This is a genomic window from Flavobacterium palustre (genome assembly GCF_014639535.1).
Lineage (GTDB): Bacteria > Bacteroidota > Bacteroidia > Flavobacteriales > Flavobacteriaceae > Flavobacterium > Flavobacterium palustre.
The window spans coordinates 351,597-370,912 of record NZ_BMGA01000001.1; the positions used below are offsets into that span (position 1 = coordinate 351,597).

Annotated in this window: 9 protein-coding genes; 6 read left to right on the plus strand and 3 right to left on the minus strand. The window is 35.2% G+C overall.

All coding sequences use genetic code 11. From position 1 onward, the window contains the following. Positions 1-141: 141 nt before the first annotated feature. From IEV84_RS01560 to IEV84_RS01570, 3 genes are all read right to left on the minus strand, one after another. The gene (locus IEV84_RS01560; RefSeq protein WP_188491751.1) at positions 142-2,298 is read right to left on the minus strand and encodes a glycoside hydrolase family 43 protein; all 2,157 of its coding nucleotides are present in this window, start codon (positions 2,296-2,298) and stop codon (positions 142-144) included. Positions 2,299-2,520: 222 nt separating this feature from the next. Then, positions 2,521-5,649 (minus strand): beta-galactosidase, LacZ type, encoded by a 3,129-nt coding sequence (gene lacZ / locus IEV84_RS01565; RefSeq protein ID WP_188491753.1) that lies wholly within the window; start codon positions 5,647-5,649, stop codon positions 2,521-2,523. A 54-nt stretch (positions 5,650-5,703) separates the two neighbouring features. Beyond that, positions 5,704-6,963: a BNR repeat-containing protein gene (locus IEV84_RS01570; protein ID WP_229732567.1), complete on the minus strand. Its 1,260-nt coding sequence runs from the start codon at positions 6,961-6,963 to the stop codon at positions 5,704-5,706. A gap of 398 nt (positions 6,964-7,361) precedes the next feature. Between IEV84_RS01570 and IEV84_RS01575 the strand changes: the two genes are divergently transcribed. From IEV84_RS01575 to IEV84_RS01600, 6 genes are all read left to right on the plus strand, one after another. Further along, entirely contained in the window at positions 7,362-8,360 is a 999-nt protein-coding gene (locus IEV84_RS01575) for a GntR family transcriptional regulator (RefSeq protein WP_188491755.1), read from the plus strand. A 239-nt stretch (positions 8,361-8,599) separates the two neighbouring features. Then, the gene (locus IEV84_RS01580; protein WP_188491757.1) at positions 8,600-11,335 is read left to right on the plus strand and encodes a substrate-binding domain-containing protein; all 2,736 of its coding nucleotides are present in this window, start codon (positions 8,600-8,602) and stop codon (positions 11,333-11,335) included. 229 nt (positions 11,336-11,564) lie between these two features. Continuing rightward, positions 11,565-12,920, plus strand: a complete 1,356-nt coding sequence (locus IEV84_RS01585) for a sugar porter family MFS transporter (RefSeq protein ID WP_188491759.1) — start codon at positions 11,565-11,567, stop codon at positions 12,918-12,920. After that, positions 12,883-14,484 (plus strand): glycoside hydrolase family 32 protein, encoded by a 1,602-nt coding sequence (locus tag IEV84_RS01590; RefSeq protein WP_188491761.1) that lies wholly within the window; start codon positions 12,883-12,885, stop codon positions 14,482-14,484. Before IEV84_RS01585 ends, IEV84_RS01590 begins: the two co-directional genes overlap by 38 nt. Before the next feature lie 13 nt (positions 14,485-14,497). Continuing rightward, positions 14,498-17,602: a SusC/RagA family TonB-linked outer membrane protein gene (locus IEV84_RS01595; protein WP_188491762.1), complete on the plus strand. Its 3,105-nt coding sequence runs from the start codon at positions 14,498-14,500 to the stop codon at positions 17,600-17,602. Positions 17,603-17,624: 22 nt separating this feature from the next. Then, positions 17,625-19,316 (plus strand): RagB/SusD family nutrient uptake outer membrane protein, encoded by a 1,692-nt coding sequence (locus IEV84_RS01600; protein ID WP_188491764.1) that lies wholly within the window; start codon positions 17,625-17,627, stop codon positions 19,314-19,316.

A 19,316-nucleotide genomic window follows, 5' to 3' on the forward strand; every position in this document is an offset into this window, starting at 1 on the left:
TTTGTAGTAAAATGAATTTTTACGTTTTTTTAGCTCCGTCGGAGCGGGCTGTTTATTAAACATTATGTTTTATTTTCACCATTAAGAAATTAAGAGAATTTAGACTTAATGTAACTTAATCCCTTAATGGTAAAAAATAATTTATTTTTTCAGAGGTTGAATTCCTTCCAATGTAGGTTTGGCAGCAATGATATTTCCTTCTTCGTCAAAATACAATCGGTCAATACACACTTCCCGGTTATATCCTGCTGAACGTCCCATTGTAATTCCTTTTGGAATGGTAAAACGGTGATAAACCATATACCATTCATCCGTTCCCGGAATCTGGATTACCGAGTTGTGACCTGTGCCATAAATTCCCTGAGAAGGATCTTTAGCCAATATTAAATTATCTGTAGGAATATTAAAATTCCCCAGCGGAGAATCAGACGTTGCGTAACGCACTCTGTAGTTTTCGCTTCGGGTATCATCTTCTGACCATAAGAAATAATACTTCCCTTTTCTGTAAAAAACCTCGGTGCCTTCTCTAAAAGTACGGTCTGGTTTTAAGACTGTCAAAGTATTTTCTTTTACAGAAATCATGTCGTCATTCAATTCGACTCCCACCATAAATCCGTTCCCATAATACAAATAACTTTTTCCCGAAACAGGATCAGTAAACACATCCGGATCAATAATCTGACCTCTTGTAATTCCGTTAGGTTTTGTAGCTACTAATGGCTTTCCAATATCCGTAAACGGTCCCTGCGGATTATCGCTTACTGCTACGCCGATTTTCCCTTCCCCAGTGTAATAAAAGAAATATTTGTATTGTCCGTTTATTTTTTTCTCGGCTGCTGCAGGCGCCCAGGCTTTTACATCGGTCCAGACAACATCTTTTTTCAAATCCAACAAAATGCCGTCATCTGTCCAATCGACTAAATTAGTGGATGAAAAACTCTTGAAAGAATCGCCACTCCATTCAAAAAAACCATCGCTGGTAGGATACAAATGGAAACGATTATCCTTGTTAGAATATAAAATTTCAGGATCAGCATAATAGCCCGTTAATGATGGATTATTTCTAACTAACGCTTCTACATCTACAGTCATTTTTCCTAAATCGCCCAATTCAAAATCATATTTCACTGCTTTTTGAGAAAAATCCTGAGCAGCGGACGGACTTACTGATACACCTTGATTGGTTTTAAATTCCGGATCAAAATGTTTCAAATCAGTTCCGCTTTTTACCGGAAGCAACATTTTTTTATTTTCGACATCAACTACAATATTATTTTGTTTGATAGCTGCTGATTGCGTTGCTACAGCTCCATTTGAAAACCACCCAAATTTATCAATTAACCTTTGTGCTTCCGTTTTGGTAATTGGTAAAACCGTACCATGTCTTGGATGGAAATTCATCGAAATATTCTCATCAATTACTTTGAAATTTTTCAAATCAGTTGAAGAGGTAAACTGGTATTTCCCTTTTCTGTACATATCGTACATTAAGATATAAGTATCGGAATTGTTTAATTTAAAAACACCCGAACCTTCAACCGATTCATTAGTCTGATCCACATATTCGTCTTTCAACACATATCCCGAAGTCAGTTTATCTGAAATGGCTACCTTAATTCCTTTATCGGCAGTGTCTTCTGTTTTTAAGAACAAATGAAATTTCCCGTCTTTTTCGATAATATCGGCATCAATGCAGGAACCTTTTGTTGGACTGAAAAACAGTTGTTTTGGCACGGTTTCCAATGCTGTAAAATCTTTATTGGCATACGAATAATAAACAATATCCTTTCCTCCCGGTTGTAACATCGAGAAGTACAGCATGTATTTCTTAGCCTTAGCATCATAAATAGTTTGTGGCGCCCAAACTCTGGTAACATCTTTAAATCCCGAAAACACTTTTGAAATATCTACTTTGGAAGAAGTCCAATTTACTAAATCAGTCGATTTTAAAAGAATCATGGCCTGATTATCCCAGCCGTTTGCGGTTTGTAAATCGGTTACAGTCATGTAAAAAGTTCCATCGGTTCCTCTTAAAATATGAGGATCACGCACACCTCCTGTAGTACTGATTGTCTCCGAAGCAATAACGGGTTTATTGTCATTCAACGCATAATAATTATAGCCGTCTTTACTGATGGCAAAACGAATGGCTTCGTCTGTTTTTGCATTTCCTGTGAAATAGACAAACAGGTAAGCACTGTTATTTTCGGCAACTTTTTTAGTGACGCTGCAAGAAGAGAAGAGTACTAAAACCAAACTTATTGAAATAGCTAAAAATATAGCTTGTATTTGTTTCATATTTGTAGATACTATTTGTTTTTTTAAAAGAATAGGCATTGTTAATTATGACTTTTTATTTCTTATTTCAATATAAAAAATGGAACAATCCCGATAGCTATCGGGACTGATTTTAGCAGATTATCACAGATTGAAAAACTACAAAAAATCCGTTTTTATTTATTCAATCTGTGTCATCTGTGTCCTGTCTTTATTTAGTCCGCTTAGCGGACAATCATATTATTAATTATTTGAATCCAACAAACTCAAAGTATAGCTATAGCTGTATTTTGGTGCGGTAAGCAAATATTGCTCATGTGGTAGTGATTTCCAGCTATCATCACCTCCCACACCGCGTTGTGCTAAATCTACATGTACAAATACCTTGTCCTGCGGTTTCACATCATTGGTATGGCGTTGCATTTTAGTTTTCCCCGGGTCTAAAGATTCCGTTGAAACATTTAACGTACTAAAACTTAGCGGCTGCTCTCCGGTGATTTTCAAGCCTAATCCTTTGCTATTTTGCAGACTAAACCATCTTGCATCGGTTTTATTTCCACACTCCTGCGGACGGATGTATTCCCAAACAAACTGATTCGCCACCTTATCCTGATGAATTCCCAAGAAAGAAGCTGTTTTTCTGTCCGAATAATTTTCTAATGGCCCACGACCATAATAGCTCAGATTCTCATAAGCTCCCGGAAGCTCTAAACGCATCCCAAAACGAGGCATTTCAGGCATTTTTTTATCGGTAATATCAATATTTGCCGTTACTTTTATTGCTCCGTTATTTTGAATCAAATAATTGACAATGTAAGGTATTTTGGCTTCAGCCAAAGCATATTCAACGGCAATTGGCAATCCTGATTCCGTTTGTTTTCCTACCGTAACCGATTTTACTTCCGGATTTGAATGAGCTTCTCTCCATGCCACTAATTTCTCCTGCATTTTGTTCCCAAAATCATTGTCTGTTGGTGCTCTCCAGAAATAAGGTGTTGGAAAATGAGTCACAACTTCGGCATTATCATTTTTTAACTGATAACTTTTAATAACACCTTTAGCCAAATCAAAAGTTCCGGTAATTGCATTGGTCTCAAAAGACAATTCATCCCCTCTTTTCTTGATTTTCAATTCCTTCTTTTTCGAAATTTCCATTGTTTTTTCAGCAAAGAAATTCCCTTTTCCGATGGCAAATTGCTCTCTGGCTACTTCGTGATTTACAGGAACTAAATCAGTAGCTGTTTTTGTGTAAGCATAAACGTTTAGGAAATATTCCCCCTTAGCACTCAAAGTTTCAAGAGGCAAATCAATCGTTACACTCTGCTCCGGATCACAATCTGTATTGAATGTGTTTTCCTGAATTAACTGGCCATTTTTGAGTAATTCAAACTTAAATTGGTACTGATTCAAATTAGTATAATGAAATATATTTTTGATTGTCAATTGGTTTTGTCCTTTCAGACTAAACAAAATATCCTGATATACTTTTTTCACCTCAGCTAATCCCGGATGTGGAATCCTGCCTGCATTTACTAATCCGTTAGCACAAAAATTCTCGTCATTAAGCAAATCTTTTCCACCTAAATCACCTCCGTAAGCATAAAAAGGAGTTCCGTTTTCATCTTTGGTTTTAATTCCCTGATCAACCCAATCCCAAATAAATCCACCCTGCATGTGTGGACTACTGTTGATAATGTCAAAATACTCCTGAAAATTACCGTTACTGTTTCCCATAGCATGTGAGTATTCACACATGATAAAAGGTCGGGTTTTATCCGTTGCTGCGGCATATTCTTTCATGTATTTTATGGTTGGATACATTGGAGCCACAATATCAGTATTCGCATTTTCTTTAGCCTGTTCCGAATGTACCAATCGAGACGCATCTCTGTTTTTCAACCACTTGTATGCTTCATAAAAAACAGGCCCGTTACCGCATTCGTTCCCCATAGACCAGATAATAACCGAAGGATGATTTTTATTGATTTCCAACATACGTTTGATACGATCTAAATGCGCCGGAAACCACATTGGCACATAAGAAGGATGCTTAGACTCAGCAGAAATGTTTTGCCCCTCAACCCCCATTCCGTGGCTTTCTATATTGGCTTCATCCACCACATAAAGTCCGTACTCATCACATAACTGATACAAATAAGGATCATGCGGATAATGGCTCATTCGGACAGCATTGATATTATTTTGTTTCATCAATTCTATATCCCTGCGCATCGTTGGGTGGTCAGGAACGTGTCCTTTGGTTTCGTGATGATCCTGAGTATTTACACCACGCACCAATATTGCTTTGCCATTGACTAAAAGTTGGGCGTTTTTCATTTCGACTTTTCTGAAACCTGTTTTCCCATAAATAACTGAATTTTCATCAGGGTTAGCACTTTCCAGTTTTATGATATAACGATACAAATAAGGCGTTTCTGAACTCCATTTGTTCACATTATTGACAGTAGAATTAAAAGTAACTTCCTTAGTTGTATTCGTAACTTTTTTAGTTTCGGCATATACTTTTTTGCCTTGAGCATCTAACAAAGTCAGCGTTAGATTGGCATTTTTGATTTTATTTTGCTGAAAAGCTCTTAGCTGAACGGCGGTTTTAAAAAGTCCGTTAGTGTAATTTTCGTCTAAATCGCTGTGTACAAAATAATCCCAAACCGTCAGTTTTGGAACAGCCTGCAAATACACACTGCGCTCAATACCGCTCAATCTCCAGAAATCCTGATCTTCTAAATAACTTCCATCATGCCAACGGAAAACCTGAACTGCCAGTACATTTTCTCCTTTTTGTAAAAACGGAGTCACATCAAATTCGGCTGCTGTTTTGGCAGCTTTGCTCATTCCTACTTCTTTCCCGTTAAGGTAAACACAGGCGTAACCTGAAATAGAACCAAAATGAAGAATCACCTCTTTACCATTCCAATTTTCGGGCACAGTAAATGTTTTTCTATAAGTCCCAACCGGGTTGTAATTATGAGCTACAAAAGGCGGATTTCGCGGAAAAGGATAGGTAATATTAGTATAAATAGGAATATCAAAACCCTGCATTTCCCAGTTGGACGGCACAGTAATGTTAGCCCAGCTTTTATCATCCAAATCGACTTTATGAAAATCCAAAGGTCTGTCGGCTGGTTTTTTAACAATATTGAATTTCCATTCCCCGTCTAAGCTTTTATAATACGAAGATTGCTCCGCTTGATTAGTCGCTGCTGCCGTTTCATTTTGATATAAAACAAATGAAGTCCTCCCTGCTTCTTTGTTTCTCTCTACAATGTCCGGAGTTTCCCATTCATTTTTTTGTTGCTGTGCACTAATGAGCTGCATAGCAAACAAAAGCGATACAATAATTTTTCTTTTCATTCTCAGTTTATATTTAGTGGTTTTAGTGTGTTTTCCAATTAAGCGACCTTTTGCTTAAGGCAATTTTTCTAATTCAACAACTCTTACAGGCTGAGGATCTACCTTAGCCAATCCTTCCCCATCGGCCTGACTTACATTTTGAGAAAAAATATGCAATTGTTTTTTCTTCTTCCAAAGTGACACATCAAAATTAGGCTCCCATTGCCCTACCGAATATGCCGTTACGTCTTTCAACTCCCATTGTTTTTCATCTAAATTGGTATAGCCCAATGTGATTTTACTATCTCTTTCCTCGTCCCTGAAAAGCAAATACAACATCGATTTATCGACCAAAATTTTAGGCCTCGAAATCGGAATTCTTTTGGTTCCACCGCCGCCTAAAGTAAATGGCTTCGAATGAAAATTAGTATCGATTAAATTCCATTTTTTATCAGACCAATACACCACTTTGTATTGCGGTACGCCATTAGTAGCCCAATAGGTTGCAATATAAGGATTCCCCGCCTCATCAACAGTCATCGAAGTCTGATTGATCAGGCTGTTGTTTTGCGGAACATTCCAGGCAATTTCAGCAGTTGTTTTTGTTATTGGCACATGATATTTTTCGCCAGTCGATTTTTGCCAGCTTTTCCCGCCATCAGCCGAAAAAGCATAACAGATATCATTATTAGTAGATACATCCCAACTTTCTCTCCACACCCACGAAAGGTAAATCCCTTTTTTGCCTACGCAAATTTGCCAATAGGCAGAACGCTGATTTTCGCCGTCAATTAGATTATTTTGTAATGAAGTCCATTTTTTAGTCGTCACATCATAGGATTTTATAATCATATTCCCTCTTCCTGAAGCTCCCGAACGGTAACAAAACAACAATTTCCCATCAGGTAAATTATGAAATTCGGGATAAGTAACTTTAGCTTCATCTTTGCCGGTCATTGACAATTCTTCTCCTAATTCTAAACTAAAGGGCACTTTGCTTTTAGCATATCGCAAACGTGTATCATGATGGTCCCAACTCACATGCAAATAACCTTCGACATCAATAGCAATACTAATATCGTTATGTGCATCCCTTACATTTCCGCTGTATGGAGTTACCACTACATCCCATTTTTTTGAATTCAAATTACGTTTGGCCAGAACCATTTTACCTTCGGGATTATAATAAGCAGTATATTGTACCTTCTTAAAAGTAGTGAGTGCACTATTTCTAAAAATAACAGTATTGACCGAATTATTGCTCCATCCTAAACCAACCTCCGTTACCTTGGTTTTTAATTGAGCATTGGCTACAGAAGAAAAAAAAGTCATCATTAAAAGCAAACTCTTTACAACGACAGTAATTTTATTTGAACACCTCATCAAATCTCTATTCATACTATTTTTTTATAACGTAGCCACTTCTTATGTTCAAAATCCTATTTTGCCTCAATAGAATTTAGAATAAAATAGCAAATTTATTTTTTTTCAATGTTTTTTTTATGGAGTAAATAACAAATGTATGTACAACATTTGCAAAAACAAACCAGCACCAACCAGTTTTTGAATTTATCTACCAGAAATAATGAATAACTACAAACAAATTTCACCTGGAACTGGATAAAATGAATCTGTATAGCAACCAAATAGTTATTTTCAAAAAACACATTAACAAAACCATACCACTATACACCAGTTAATTTTTTATATATTTATAGCCTTAAAATTTTCTTATGAAAATAATATCCATCAACAAAAGACAGAATCTCCCAAAATACAAACAAATTATCTTGTCTGTCGAAATAGCAATAGCCGAAAAACGCCTGAAAAGAGGAGATAAACTGCCTTCGGTAAATAAAGTTTCCCTTGAATTTGGAATTTCGAGAGACACCGTTCTTTTGGCCTATGACGAACTCAAAAAAAGAGGAATTATTTATGCTATTTTAGGAAAAGGCTATTATGTGAAAAGTGAAGATTTTAGTTTTGAACAGCGTATCTTCTTATTATTCGACGAATTAAACGCCTTTAAGGAAGACCTTTATAATTCGTTTATGGAAACCATCAATCGAAATGCTGAAATAGATATTTTCTTCCATTATTTTAATCCCGAAGTTTTTAAAAAACTCATCCATGATAGCAATGGAAATTATTCTAAATACATTATCATGCCTACTAATTTGGTCAATGCGGCATCAATAATCAAAACCTTACCGGCAGAAGACGTATTCATTCTGGACCAAACCAATACTGAATTAAAAGACTATCCATCAGTTCATCAAAACCATGCTAAAGATACTTTCAATGCATTAGAGTCAGGAAAAAACCAAATCGAAAAATACAAAAAACTCATTCTGATTTTCTCCAGCTACAAACAACCCATCGGGATGCGGGAAGGCTTTATCGATTTTTGCCAAAAGCATCAATTTCATTACGACATCATCTCTAATTTTGAAAGTAACGAAATTCAAACTGGTGATCTTTACATCATTCCTGATGACCGCCATCTGGTAAATGTAATCGAACAATCTAAAAAACAAAAATTAGTTATCGGTCAGGATATTGGTATCATCTCTTACAATGACACTCCGTTAAAAAAAGTTGTAACCGATGGAATCACTACTATTTCCACTGATTTTAATGAAATGGGACGCCTACTGGCCGAGTTGATTCTCAACCAAAGAAAAGAACAAATTGAGAATAAAAGTAGTTTGATTATGAGGAGTTCTTTGTGAAACATATAAAAAATAATCTGCATTTATTTTTTATATTTGTGATTATCAATACCATTACCTAAATGGTAATTTTGATATAAAAAAACAATCATTCCACAAGATTCAATTACTTAAACACAGTCGTATCAATTTCGAAATTTTTTAAGTAATTCAAATTCTTATACGTTAAACACTCCGTTTAGACAGCTATTTAAAATTTACTCTATACAATTTCTTCTTTTTAAAACAATTGAAATTTTATGTCAAAAATATATACAATCACCATCCTGCTATTTTTTGGATATTTCTTGAATTCATGTGATTCAACTAATGAAAAAAAAGAATCAATAGCTATTGGTTTTTCTCAAATTATAGATAATGATATGTGGCGAAAATCGATGGATCATGCTATGAAAATTGAGGCATCACTTCACCCTGAAATTAAACTAACTATTTACAATGCCGATCGCGATGTAAAAAAACAAATTCAGGATATTGATAAAATGATCGAACAAGGTATGGATGCAATTATCATTGCACCTTATGAATCAGACTCTATTGTTCCGGTAATTGAAAAAGCAAACTTAAGAGGAATTCCGGTCATTATAGTGGATAGAAAAGTAAACACTTCTAATTATACTGCATTTTTAGGAGCCGATAATATTGAAGTAGGCAGGATTGCCGGTAAGCAAATAGTTTCATTATCCAAAGGCCGTGCTAATGTTGTTGAAATCAGAAGTGAATCAGTAACATCTCCGGGGACAGAAAGAAGCCTGGGGTTCAAGCAAATAACCGATCAATTCCCTAATATCAATAAAATAAGTATTGATGCAGATGATTTTAACTCAGCAAACAGTAGGTATGTAAAAATATTAGACAGCTTACCTAATATTGATTATGTATTTGCCTTTAATGACGTTATAGCCTATAATGCCTGGAAAATTTCTAAAAAGAAAAAACCTCACAATACAATTAAATTTATTGGAGTCGATGGACTTAATGGTCCTAATGGAGGCTTACAATTTGTTAAGGATGGCGTTTTTACCGGCACTATATTGTACCCAACAGGCGGAGCTGAAGCAATTAAGCTAGCCTTAAGAATAATCAACAAAGAAATAGTTCCTAAAAACAACAAGCTCACTACTACATTTATTGATACTCTAAATGCCGACATTATGAGTAGTCAATTTGACAAAATATCGCTACAGCAATCCGATATCGAAAATCAACAAAATTTCATTAAAGATCAATTAGAAAAATACAGTACTCAAAGCAATCTTTTAAAAATCTCAATTACTCTGAGTCTGCTATTATTTTTATTTGCAGCACATAGTATTTATTCCCGTATAATAATAAACAGGAAAAACAAAGAACTTGAAAAAACCAATGCAAAGGTTGTCAGTCAAAGAAATGAAATAAAAAAATTTGCAGAACAAATCAAGCAGAACAATGAAAACAGACTCAATTTTTTCACAGGGCTTTCGCATGAATTCAAAACACCAATAACACTAATCATGAGTTATGTAGAATCTTTAATAGAAAATGAAAAAATTAAAGAAACTAAACTAATCGACGAAGTAAAATTGATTCATAAAAACTCCAACCGATTGTTACGACTCATTAATCAGTTACTCGATTTTAGAAAAGTAGAAGACCAAAAGTTTACTTTAAGAGCTTCAAACACCAAAATCTATGATTTTACTAACGAAGTAATGACCAATTTTAAAGGAGAAGCAATCAGAAGAAATATTGATTTTCAGCTGATTTGCAAAAACAAAAACCTGGAACTCTTTATTGATAAAGAATTAATGGATAAGGTTTATTATAATTTACTTTCCAATGCCTTTAAATTCACTCCGGATAACGGAAAAATAAGTATTTCAATAACAGAAATCCAGGATAATACCGTAAAAATAAGTTTTAAAGATTCCGGAATTGGAATACCTGAAGAAGAATTAGATACTGTTTTTAGTCCCTTTTTCAGAGCCTCCAATAATGATAAAAACAGTTCCGGAATTGGACTTCATTTGTCAAAAGAATTTGTGCTTTTGCATCATGGAAAAATTGAATTAAAATCAAAACACGGCAGCGAATTTGTAATCACTTTATTAAAAGGGAACAAACATTTTCAAACTTCTGAAATCAGTGACAAATTAGATTTTCAAAACAATATTAGTAATTTAATAACTGATAATTCTGATACAGATTTTGACTTTAAAGAGGAAAATCTAATTTCAGAATCAGAAAAACATTCTCTTCTGCTGATTGAAGACAATGCTGATTTGGTTTATTTTTTAAGAAGTAAATTATCTAATGAATATGTAGTACATACTTCTGACGGTAGTGACGCCATCGAAAAAGCAACCGAAATTGTTCCGGATATCATCATTTGCGACATCAATTTAGTTGACAAAGATGGTTATGAAATAAGCAGCGCATTAAAAAAAGATTTACGCACTTCTCATATTCCAATTATTATTTTAACAGCACAAAGCAACAAAGAAGCTGTTTTAAAAGGTTTACAAACAGGAGTGGATCAATACCTTACAAAACCATTCAGTCTTTCTATTTTAAAGCAATCCATTTCAAGTTTACTATTCAACAGAGAAAAACTACACTACTATTATACTAACAATATTTATCGTGTAGAACCTGAATCTAAATTTGGAAATCAGGAACAATCCTTCATTACAAAAATGAATGATCTGATTAAGATAAATATAGAAAACCCTAAATTCTCTGTTGAAGATTTAGCTGAGAAATTAGGTATTTCCAGAGTGCAATTGTATCGAAAGGTAAAAGCCATTATAGGAATTAATATTAGTGACCATATCAATAATATAAAATTAGAGAAGGCTGCCGAACTTTTAAAAGCCAATGAAATGAATATTACAGAAATTGCTCATTCTCTTGGATTCTCTTCTTCCAACTACTTTTCTACCGCTTTTAAGAATAAATTTGGGATTTCACCAAAGGAATACAAATCTAATCTATGATTCAGCTTCGAAATTGACACATTTTGAGTAACAATTTCGAAGCAAAAGTAACAATATCATACCTACACGGTTTTCGTAAATAAAAAAGTAAAACGCTAAAGCCTTGAAAACAAAGAGATTTCTGAAAAATATCAAAACATCAGTATTTATGTAATTAAATTGTAACATCATTAAAAATAAGTTGTTTTTACTGAATATATCTTAGCAACAAGTTTTTAATACATGTACAATGAATAAGATATTACTTTGGTCTGTTACTGCTGCACTGGCAGGTTTTCTTTTCGGTTTTGATACCGTAGTTATTTCTGGAGCTGATAAACAATTACAGCTTTTATGGCATTCATCAGATGCTTTTCACGGATCTGTTGTTATGGCAATGGCACTTTGGGGAACGGTGATAGGAGCCATTTTTGGAGGAATCCCTACTAACGAAATAGGTCGTAAAAAAACTTTATTTTGGATTGGGATTTTATACTTTGTTTCAGCAATAGGTGCTGCTTTTGCAAATGATCCTTATGTATTTGCTGCATTTCGTTTTATTGGAGGTCTTGGAGTTGGCGCTTCAACTATTGCTGCTCCTGCTTATGTTTCTGAAATTGCTCCTGCTGACAAGCGAGGACGATTAGTTGCTTTGTACCAATTCAACATCGTTTTAGGGATTTTGATTGCTTTTATATCTAATTATTTTTTAAAGGATATAGGAGAAAATGCCTGGAGATGGATGGTAGGCGTTCAGGCTTTTCCATCAGTGATTTATATTCTTTGCATAATTACAATTCCGGAAAGTCCAAGATGGTTGCTGTCTAAAAATCGTGATGAAGAAGCACGTAAAGTGTTGTTCCAAATTGATCCAACTGCAAAACTGAGTGACATAATGGACGATTCCAGAGAAAATGGTGTTACCAAGCACGAGAATATCTTCATGAAAAAATACCGTTTTCCGTTGATGTTAGCCTTCTTAATTGCTTTTTTCAATCAGTTTTCCGGAATTAATGCTTTCTTATATTATGCTCCAAGAATTTTTGAAGAAGCCGGCTTAGGACAAAATACCGCCTTATTAAGCAGTATCGGAATTGGGATTACTAATCTAATTTTTACTTTAATAGGAGTAGCATTAATTGACAAATTAGGAAGAAAGTTGTTAATGTACATTGGTTCTGTTGGCTATATTATTTCCTTAGGTTTGGTCTCTGCTGCTTTTTATTATGGCTGGGGAGGATTATCGGTACCTGCTTTTCTTTTCTTATTCATTGCTTCGCACGCCATTGGTCAGGGAGCTGTAATTTGGGTATTTATTTCTGAAATTTTTCCAAACCATATTCGCGCTTCAGGACAGGCTTTTGGAAGTTCAGTACACTGGGTTTTGGCGGCGATTATTCCCTCTTTAATCCCAATGTTATTTTCAGAAATTGGACCAGACGTAGTCTTCTTAATTTTTACCATCATGATGGTTTTACAGCTTTTGTTTGTAGCATTCATGATGCCCGAAACTAAAGGGATTTCTTTAGAAACTTTAAGCGAAAATCTAACCAACAAAAACACCCAAAATGAAATTAAAGAAACAACTACCGCTAGTATTTTGTAGTGCAGTATTGCTATTAATAACAAGTTGCAAAACCACATCAACTGCAGCGCAAACGACTGCTGATACAAAAGTGGCTACCGAAGAACAAATGTACCGTCCTAATTTTCATTTTACTCCTAAAAAAGGCTGGATGAATGATCCTAACGGAATGTTTTACCTCAATGGCACTTATCATTTATTTTTCCAGCATACGCCGTTTCAAAGTGTTCCTGATTTTAGCAAAATGCACTGGGGACACGCCATAAGTAACGATCTTATAAAATGGGAAGAACTAACTCCTGCGATTGCCTATGATGAGAAAGGAGCGATATTCTCCGGGAGTGCTGTTGTGGATAAAGATAACACATCCGGTTTTGGTGATGGGAAGAATGTACCGATAGTAGCAATTTTTACCTACCACGACATGAAAAAGGAGCAAGCGGGAGCAATCGATGCTCAGTCTCAGGCAATAGCTTATTCATTGGATAACGGAAAAACCTGGACCAAATACAGCAACAATCCTGTATTGAAAAATCCGGGAATTAAAGATTTCCGAGACCCTAAAGTTTTCTGGGATGCTAAAAGAGAACAATGGGTAATGGGATTGGCAGCACAGGACAGACAACATTTTTATGGCTCAAAAAACCTGAAAGACTGGACTTTTCTTTCCGAATTTGGTAAAGATGTTGGCGGTCATGGAGGTGTTTGGGAATGTCCTGATCTTTTCCCAATAAAAGTAGCCGGAACAGATGAAGAAAAATGGGTTCTGATTGTTAACATCAATCCGGGTGGTTCCAATGGCGGTTCGGCTGCACAATATTTTGTAGGCGATTTTGATGGCAAAAAATTCGAAATGGATCCACTCTTTACAAAACAACTGCAAAAAGAAAAAGTAGCCTGGCTGGATATGGGAAGGGATAATTATGCCAGTGTATCTTTTGACAATGTTCCTGATAACAAAAGAGTGATTATCGGATGGATGTCAAACTGGGATTATGCGCAACAAGTTCCTACTAATCAATGGAGAGGAAGCACAACTATTGCCCGTGAATTGAAATTAATTAAAAAAGAGGATCACTATAGTTTAATAAGCACTCCTGTTAGTGAATTAGAAAAATACACTTCAAAGTCTATTAAAAAGAAAAAAATAAGAGCTAATGAAAACATAACGCTTGTAAAGGATAATAAAATCGACCTGACAAAAGCAGTTATCAATTTGAATTTAAAAAATTTAGAAGCCGAAACCTACACTTTCGTTTTGTCTAACAAAGAAGGAGAATCTTTGACTTTTGGCATCAATAATTCCGATCACTATTTGTTTTTAGACAGAACAAAATCCGGAAAAAACAATTTCTCTGAAAAATTTGCTTCCACAATTACCAAAGCTATTTTGGATGCAAATCAAAAAGAGGCTTCTTTTAAAATCATTTTGGACAAAACATCTATAGAGATTTTCTTTAACAATGGAGAAAAAGTAATAACTGAAATCTTTTTTAACAGCTCCCCTTTTACCAAACTGGATGTGGTATCTAAAGGGAAAATCGAAATTGAGGATTTAGAAATTAACCAACTAAATATTAACTAAAAACAACTAACTAATGAAATGTAAATTAATTTATTTTTTATGTTTCCTCTTCGCAGTGTCCGCTATGCAGGCACAGGAAACAGGAATCAAAGGAACAGTCATTTCGTCTGATGACGGAATGCCACTTCCAGGAGCTACTGTACTTATTTCAGGCACAAAAACGAGTACAAATACTGATTTTGATGGAAATTTTTCTTTCCAAAAAATCAATGCTGATGCTACTATTGTGATCTCTTTTGTTGGATATGCTTCGCAGTCTATTGCAGTAAAAAATCAAAAAGTAATCACGATAACTTTACAAGTAGATGACAATAAACTGAATGAAGTTGTTGTTACGGGATATTCCAAACAAAAGAAAAGTGACATCACCGGAGCTGTTGCTGTTGTAGACATGAAAGATCTAATGAAACAGCCGGAACCTAATCCTATTAAAGCTTTACAAGGAAGAATTGCTGGGGTTAAAGTATCTTCTGATGGTTCGCCAAGTGGAGGAAATACTAAAGTGGTTATTCGTGGAGTGGGAACGCTGAATAATACGGATCCTCTTTATGTAATTGATGGAATGCCAACAAAATCAGGAATGCATGAATTGAATCCAAATGATATTGAAACAATTCAGGTTTTAAAAGATGCTTCTTCAGCGAGTATTTATGGATCGAGAGCTTCAAACGGAGTAATTATCATTACCACCAAAAAAGGAAAAGCGGGTAAAATGAGAATTAATTTCGGTGCTTATACTGCTTTTTCTGATTATTCAAGAAAATTGAATGTTTTAAATGCAAATCAATTTGGACAAGCACTTTGGCAAGCCAATGTTAACGATGGATTAAATCCAAACAATAACAATTTGCGTTATCAATTTGATTGGTCTGTAGTGAATAATAAACCTCAATTAAATAATGTTTTGGTTCCGGAATATTCAGATGCTAATCAAACATTAAAATCGGCCAACACCAATTGGTATGATGAAATAGCACAAACCGGAATAGCTAATTCTTATGATTTGTCGGTATCTAATGCTTCAGATAAAGGAAGTTATGTTTTCTCTTTAGGATATTATGGCAACCAAGGTGTTGTTAAAACTACCAATTTTGAAAGAATTACTGCCAGAATGAATAGCTCTTATAACTATTTTGACGGCAAATTAGTCATTGGAGAAAACTTTAGTTTTAATCGCACTAATGAAGTTACTGATCCAGGTGTTTTAGATCCGGCGCTTCGTGCTTTACCTATAATTCCGGTACGTACTGTTGATGGAAAAGGCTGGGGAGGTCCGGTAGGCGGAATGAATGACCGACAAAATCCTGTTCGTCTTTTAGAATACAATAAAGACAACAAATACGATTATTTACGTCTTTTTGGAAACATGTATGCCGATTTAGAGCTAGTTAAAAACTTACACATCAAAACTAGTTTTGGTATTGATTACGGCTTTTTCAAAAAGCGCAGTTTACAAAGAAGTTACCAATCGGGTTATTTGCAAAATGATCAAACTTCGGTTAGCATTGATCAGTCCATTAGCGACAAATGGACTTGGACAAATACCGCTATTTACAGCTTGAATTTTGGAAAAAACAATTTGAATCTGATGGCGGGAACTGAGATGTACAGAGAAACTTTTGATAATACAGGCTTACGCAAAAATGACTTTTTGATTGAAACTCCTGATTATATGTACCCAGATGCCGGAACAGGAGAATCGTTTACCAGCGGAACTTCAACAGCTTATTCACTACTTTCTTATTTTGGAAAAGCAGATTATGAGTTCGATAATCGTTATTTACTTTCGGCTACCATTCGTCGTGATGGTTCTTCCCGTTTTGGAAAAAACAATCAATTTGGAGTATTTCCGGCAGTTTCAGCGGGTTGGAAAATCAGTAATGAAAATTTCATAAAAGACAAAGCACCTTTTATTTCTGATTTAAAATTAAGAGCTGGTTGGGGACAAACCGGAAATCAGGAAATTAGTAATACTGCTGTTTATTCTCTTTATTTAGCCAGTTATGCCGGCGGAAGTCCTACTTGGGCGACTTCTTTTGGTACTGCTTATGATATTGCAGGAAACGGAAATGGTTTACTGCCTTCCGGTTTTATTGCAACACAATCCGGTAACGACGATTTGAAATGGGAAACCACCACGCAAACGAATATCGGTTTGGATTTTGGATTATTCAACCAAAAATTGAGTGGTACTGTGGATTATTACATTAAAAAAACAGAAGACATTTTAGTATTACCTCCTTATTTAGGCGTAATTGGCGAAGGAGGAAGTCGTTGGGTAAATGGTGCTTCGATGGAAAATAAAGGTTGGGAAGCTTCCTTAGCCTACCATGATGAAACATCATTTGGATTAAAATACGACATCTCTGCTAATATTTCGGGAAATAAAAATAAAATCACACAGTTACCAGATGAAGTAAAAAACAATTACGGAGGTGATGGACTGGAAGATAATATTTTAGGTCGTCCAATTAATTCTATGTATGGTTATGTTGCTGACGGTTTGTTTAGAAGTCAGGATGAAGTTGATCTTTCAGCGGATCAGGAAGGAAAAGGTCTTGGGCGCATTCGTTATAAAGATCTAAACGGAGACGGAGTAATTACAGACAAAGACCGTACTTGGATAGGAAACCCAAATCCGGGTTTGATTTATGGATTTAATTTAGGATTAGGATATAAAAATTTCGATTTCACTACTTTTTGGGAAGGAACTGCCAATGTTGATATTGTTAACAATACCAAATTCCAAACTGATTTTTGGAGTGTGGACGATGTAGGTTCCAACAAAGGAACTCGCTTATTAAACGCCTGGTCTTTAGACAATCCAAATTCATCTATTCCTGCATTAACAACTGTGGACAGAAACGCAGAGTCACGATTTTCAACTTACTACGTAGAAAATGGAAACTATGTTAAACTTCGTGTTTTACAACTTGGTTATAGTTTACCAAAACTTTTACTTGAAAAATTGAGCTTAGAAAGTTTCAGATTTTACATCAGCGGACAAAATTTACTAATCCTCGATGCTAAAAATTTCACGGGTGTAGATCCTGAAAATGCAGGATTTGGATATCCGCAACCTACCACTTTTACAGCGGGTCTTAATTTTACATTTTAACAAAAAGATTAAATCGAAAAACATGAAACAGATAGCATATATAATAGGATTTTTAGTGCTGGGAGTATTTACTTCCTGCTCGGATTTTCTGGAAAACAACCCTCGCGGTGTATTATCAGAAGAAGATATTGTTACTCCCGAATCGATTGAAGGATTTATGAATGCAGCTTATGCACAGCTTGGAAACGACCATTATGATTCGCCTTATAGTTTATGGCCTTTTGGAAATGTTCGTTCTGACGATGCTTACAAAGGCGGTAGTGGAACGAATGATATTCAGAATTTTCACTTTTTTGAAGTCTCTAATAATATCCGACCTGATTTTGGCGAATTAGACAATTTTTGGTACATCAGTTATGTTGGAGTTTCCAGAGCCAATAAAGCTTTGAAAGCCTTAGAACAAATTTCGGAATCAGAATATCCGTTGAAAAAAAGACGTATGGCGGAGATGCGTTTTTTAAGAGGACATTTTTATTTCATGCTGAAAATTATGTTCCGAAGTGTACCATACATAACAGAAGAAATTCCTGTTGAAGATTATAAAAACATATCGAACAAAGAATTTTCAAACGTGGAACTTTGGAATAAAATTGCCGAAGATTTTCAGGCTGCAGCTAATGATTTACCGGAAACACAACCACAAGTGGGACGTGCTACACAAAAAGCTGCTTATGCTTATTTAGCCAAAACACGTTTGTATCAAGCCTATACTCAGGATGAAACTTATACTGTTACAGGAACAAATACACAACATTTAGAAGAAGTAATTGCAGCAACGGATAAGGTAATTGGCAAAGCAAATTTAGAGCCCGATTTTGCAAATAACTTTTTACCGGGAACTTTTGAAAACGGGCCAGAATCTATTTTCGCCATTCAGTTTTCTGATAATGATGGTACTTTGTATGGAAGATTAAATTTCTCCGATGTTCTTTCTACTCCTCAAGGTTTAGGATGTTGTGATTTCCATAAACCAAGTCAAAACTTAGTGAATGCTTTTAAAACCGGAGCTAATGGTTTGCCTGAATTTGACACTTATAATGATGAAGATTTCGATTATAAAAATATTGATGCTAATACCGTAGATCCAAGATTGTATCATACCGTTGCCATGCCGGGATTACCGTATAAATATGATCCGGAGTTTTTATATGTAGAAGCCTGGGTACGTTCTCCTGGAACTTATGGTTATTATGCTTCGTTAAAAGAAAATGTAGCACCAAATTGTAGTTGTGTGGTTAACATTGACCCTTTTTATGGAAATTCAAAAAACAGAATCCAAATTCGTTATGCCGATGTGATTTTGATGCGCGCCGAAGCCTTAATTGAATTAGGAAGACAATCAGAAGCCTTACCATTAATCAATGAAATCAGAGAAAGAGCGGCGCAAAGTACAGGAAGACTGCCTTATGTGACTAATTTTAAAATCAACACTTATGTAGATGGAACAAATTGCAACTGGACACAGGAATTTGCCCGCAAAGCCTTGCGTTGGGAACGACGTTTAGAACTAGCGATGGAAGGAAGCCGCTTTTTTGACTTGGTTCGTTGGGGAGTTACGGAAGAAGTAATGAATGCTTTTTATGCTGAGGAAAAAACAAAACGCAGTTATTATCAAGATGCTTTTTTTGATGCCAATAAGGAAGAATATTGCCCAATTCCGTTGAAGCAAATTAATTTCAGTCAGGGATTATACAAACAAAATCTGGATTATTAA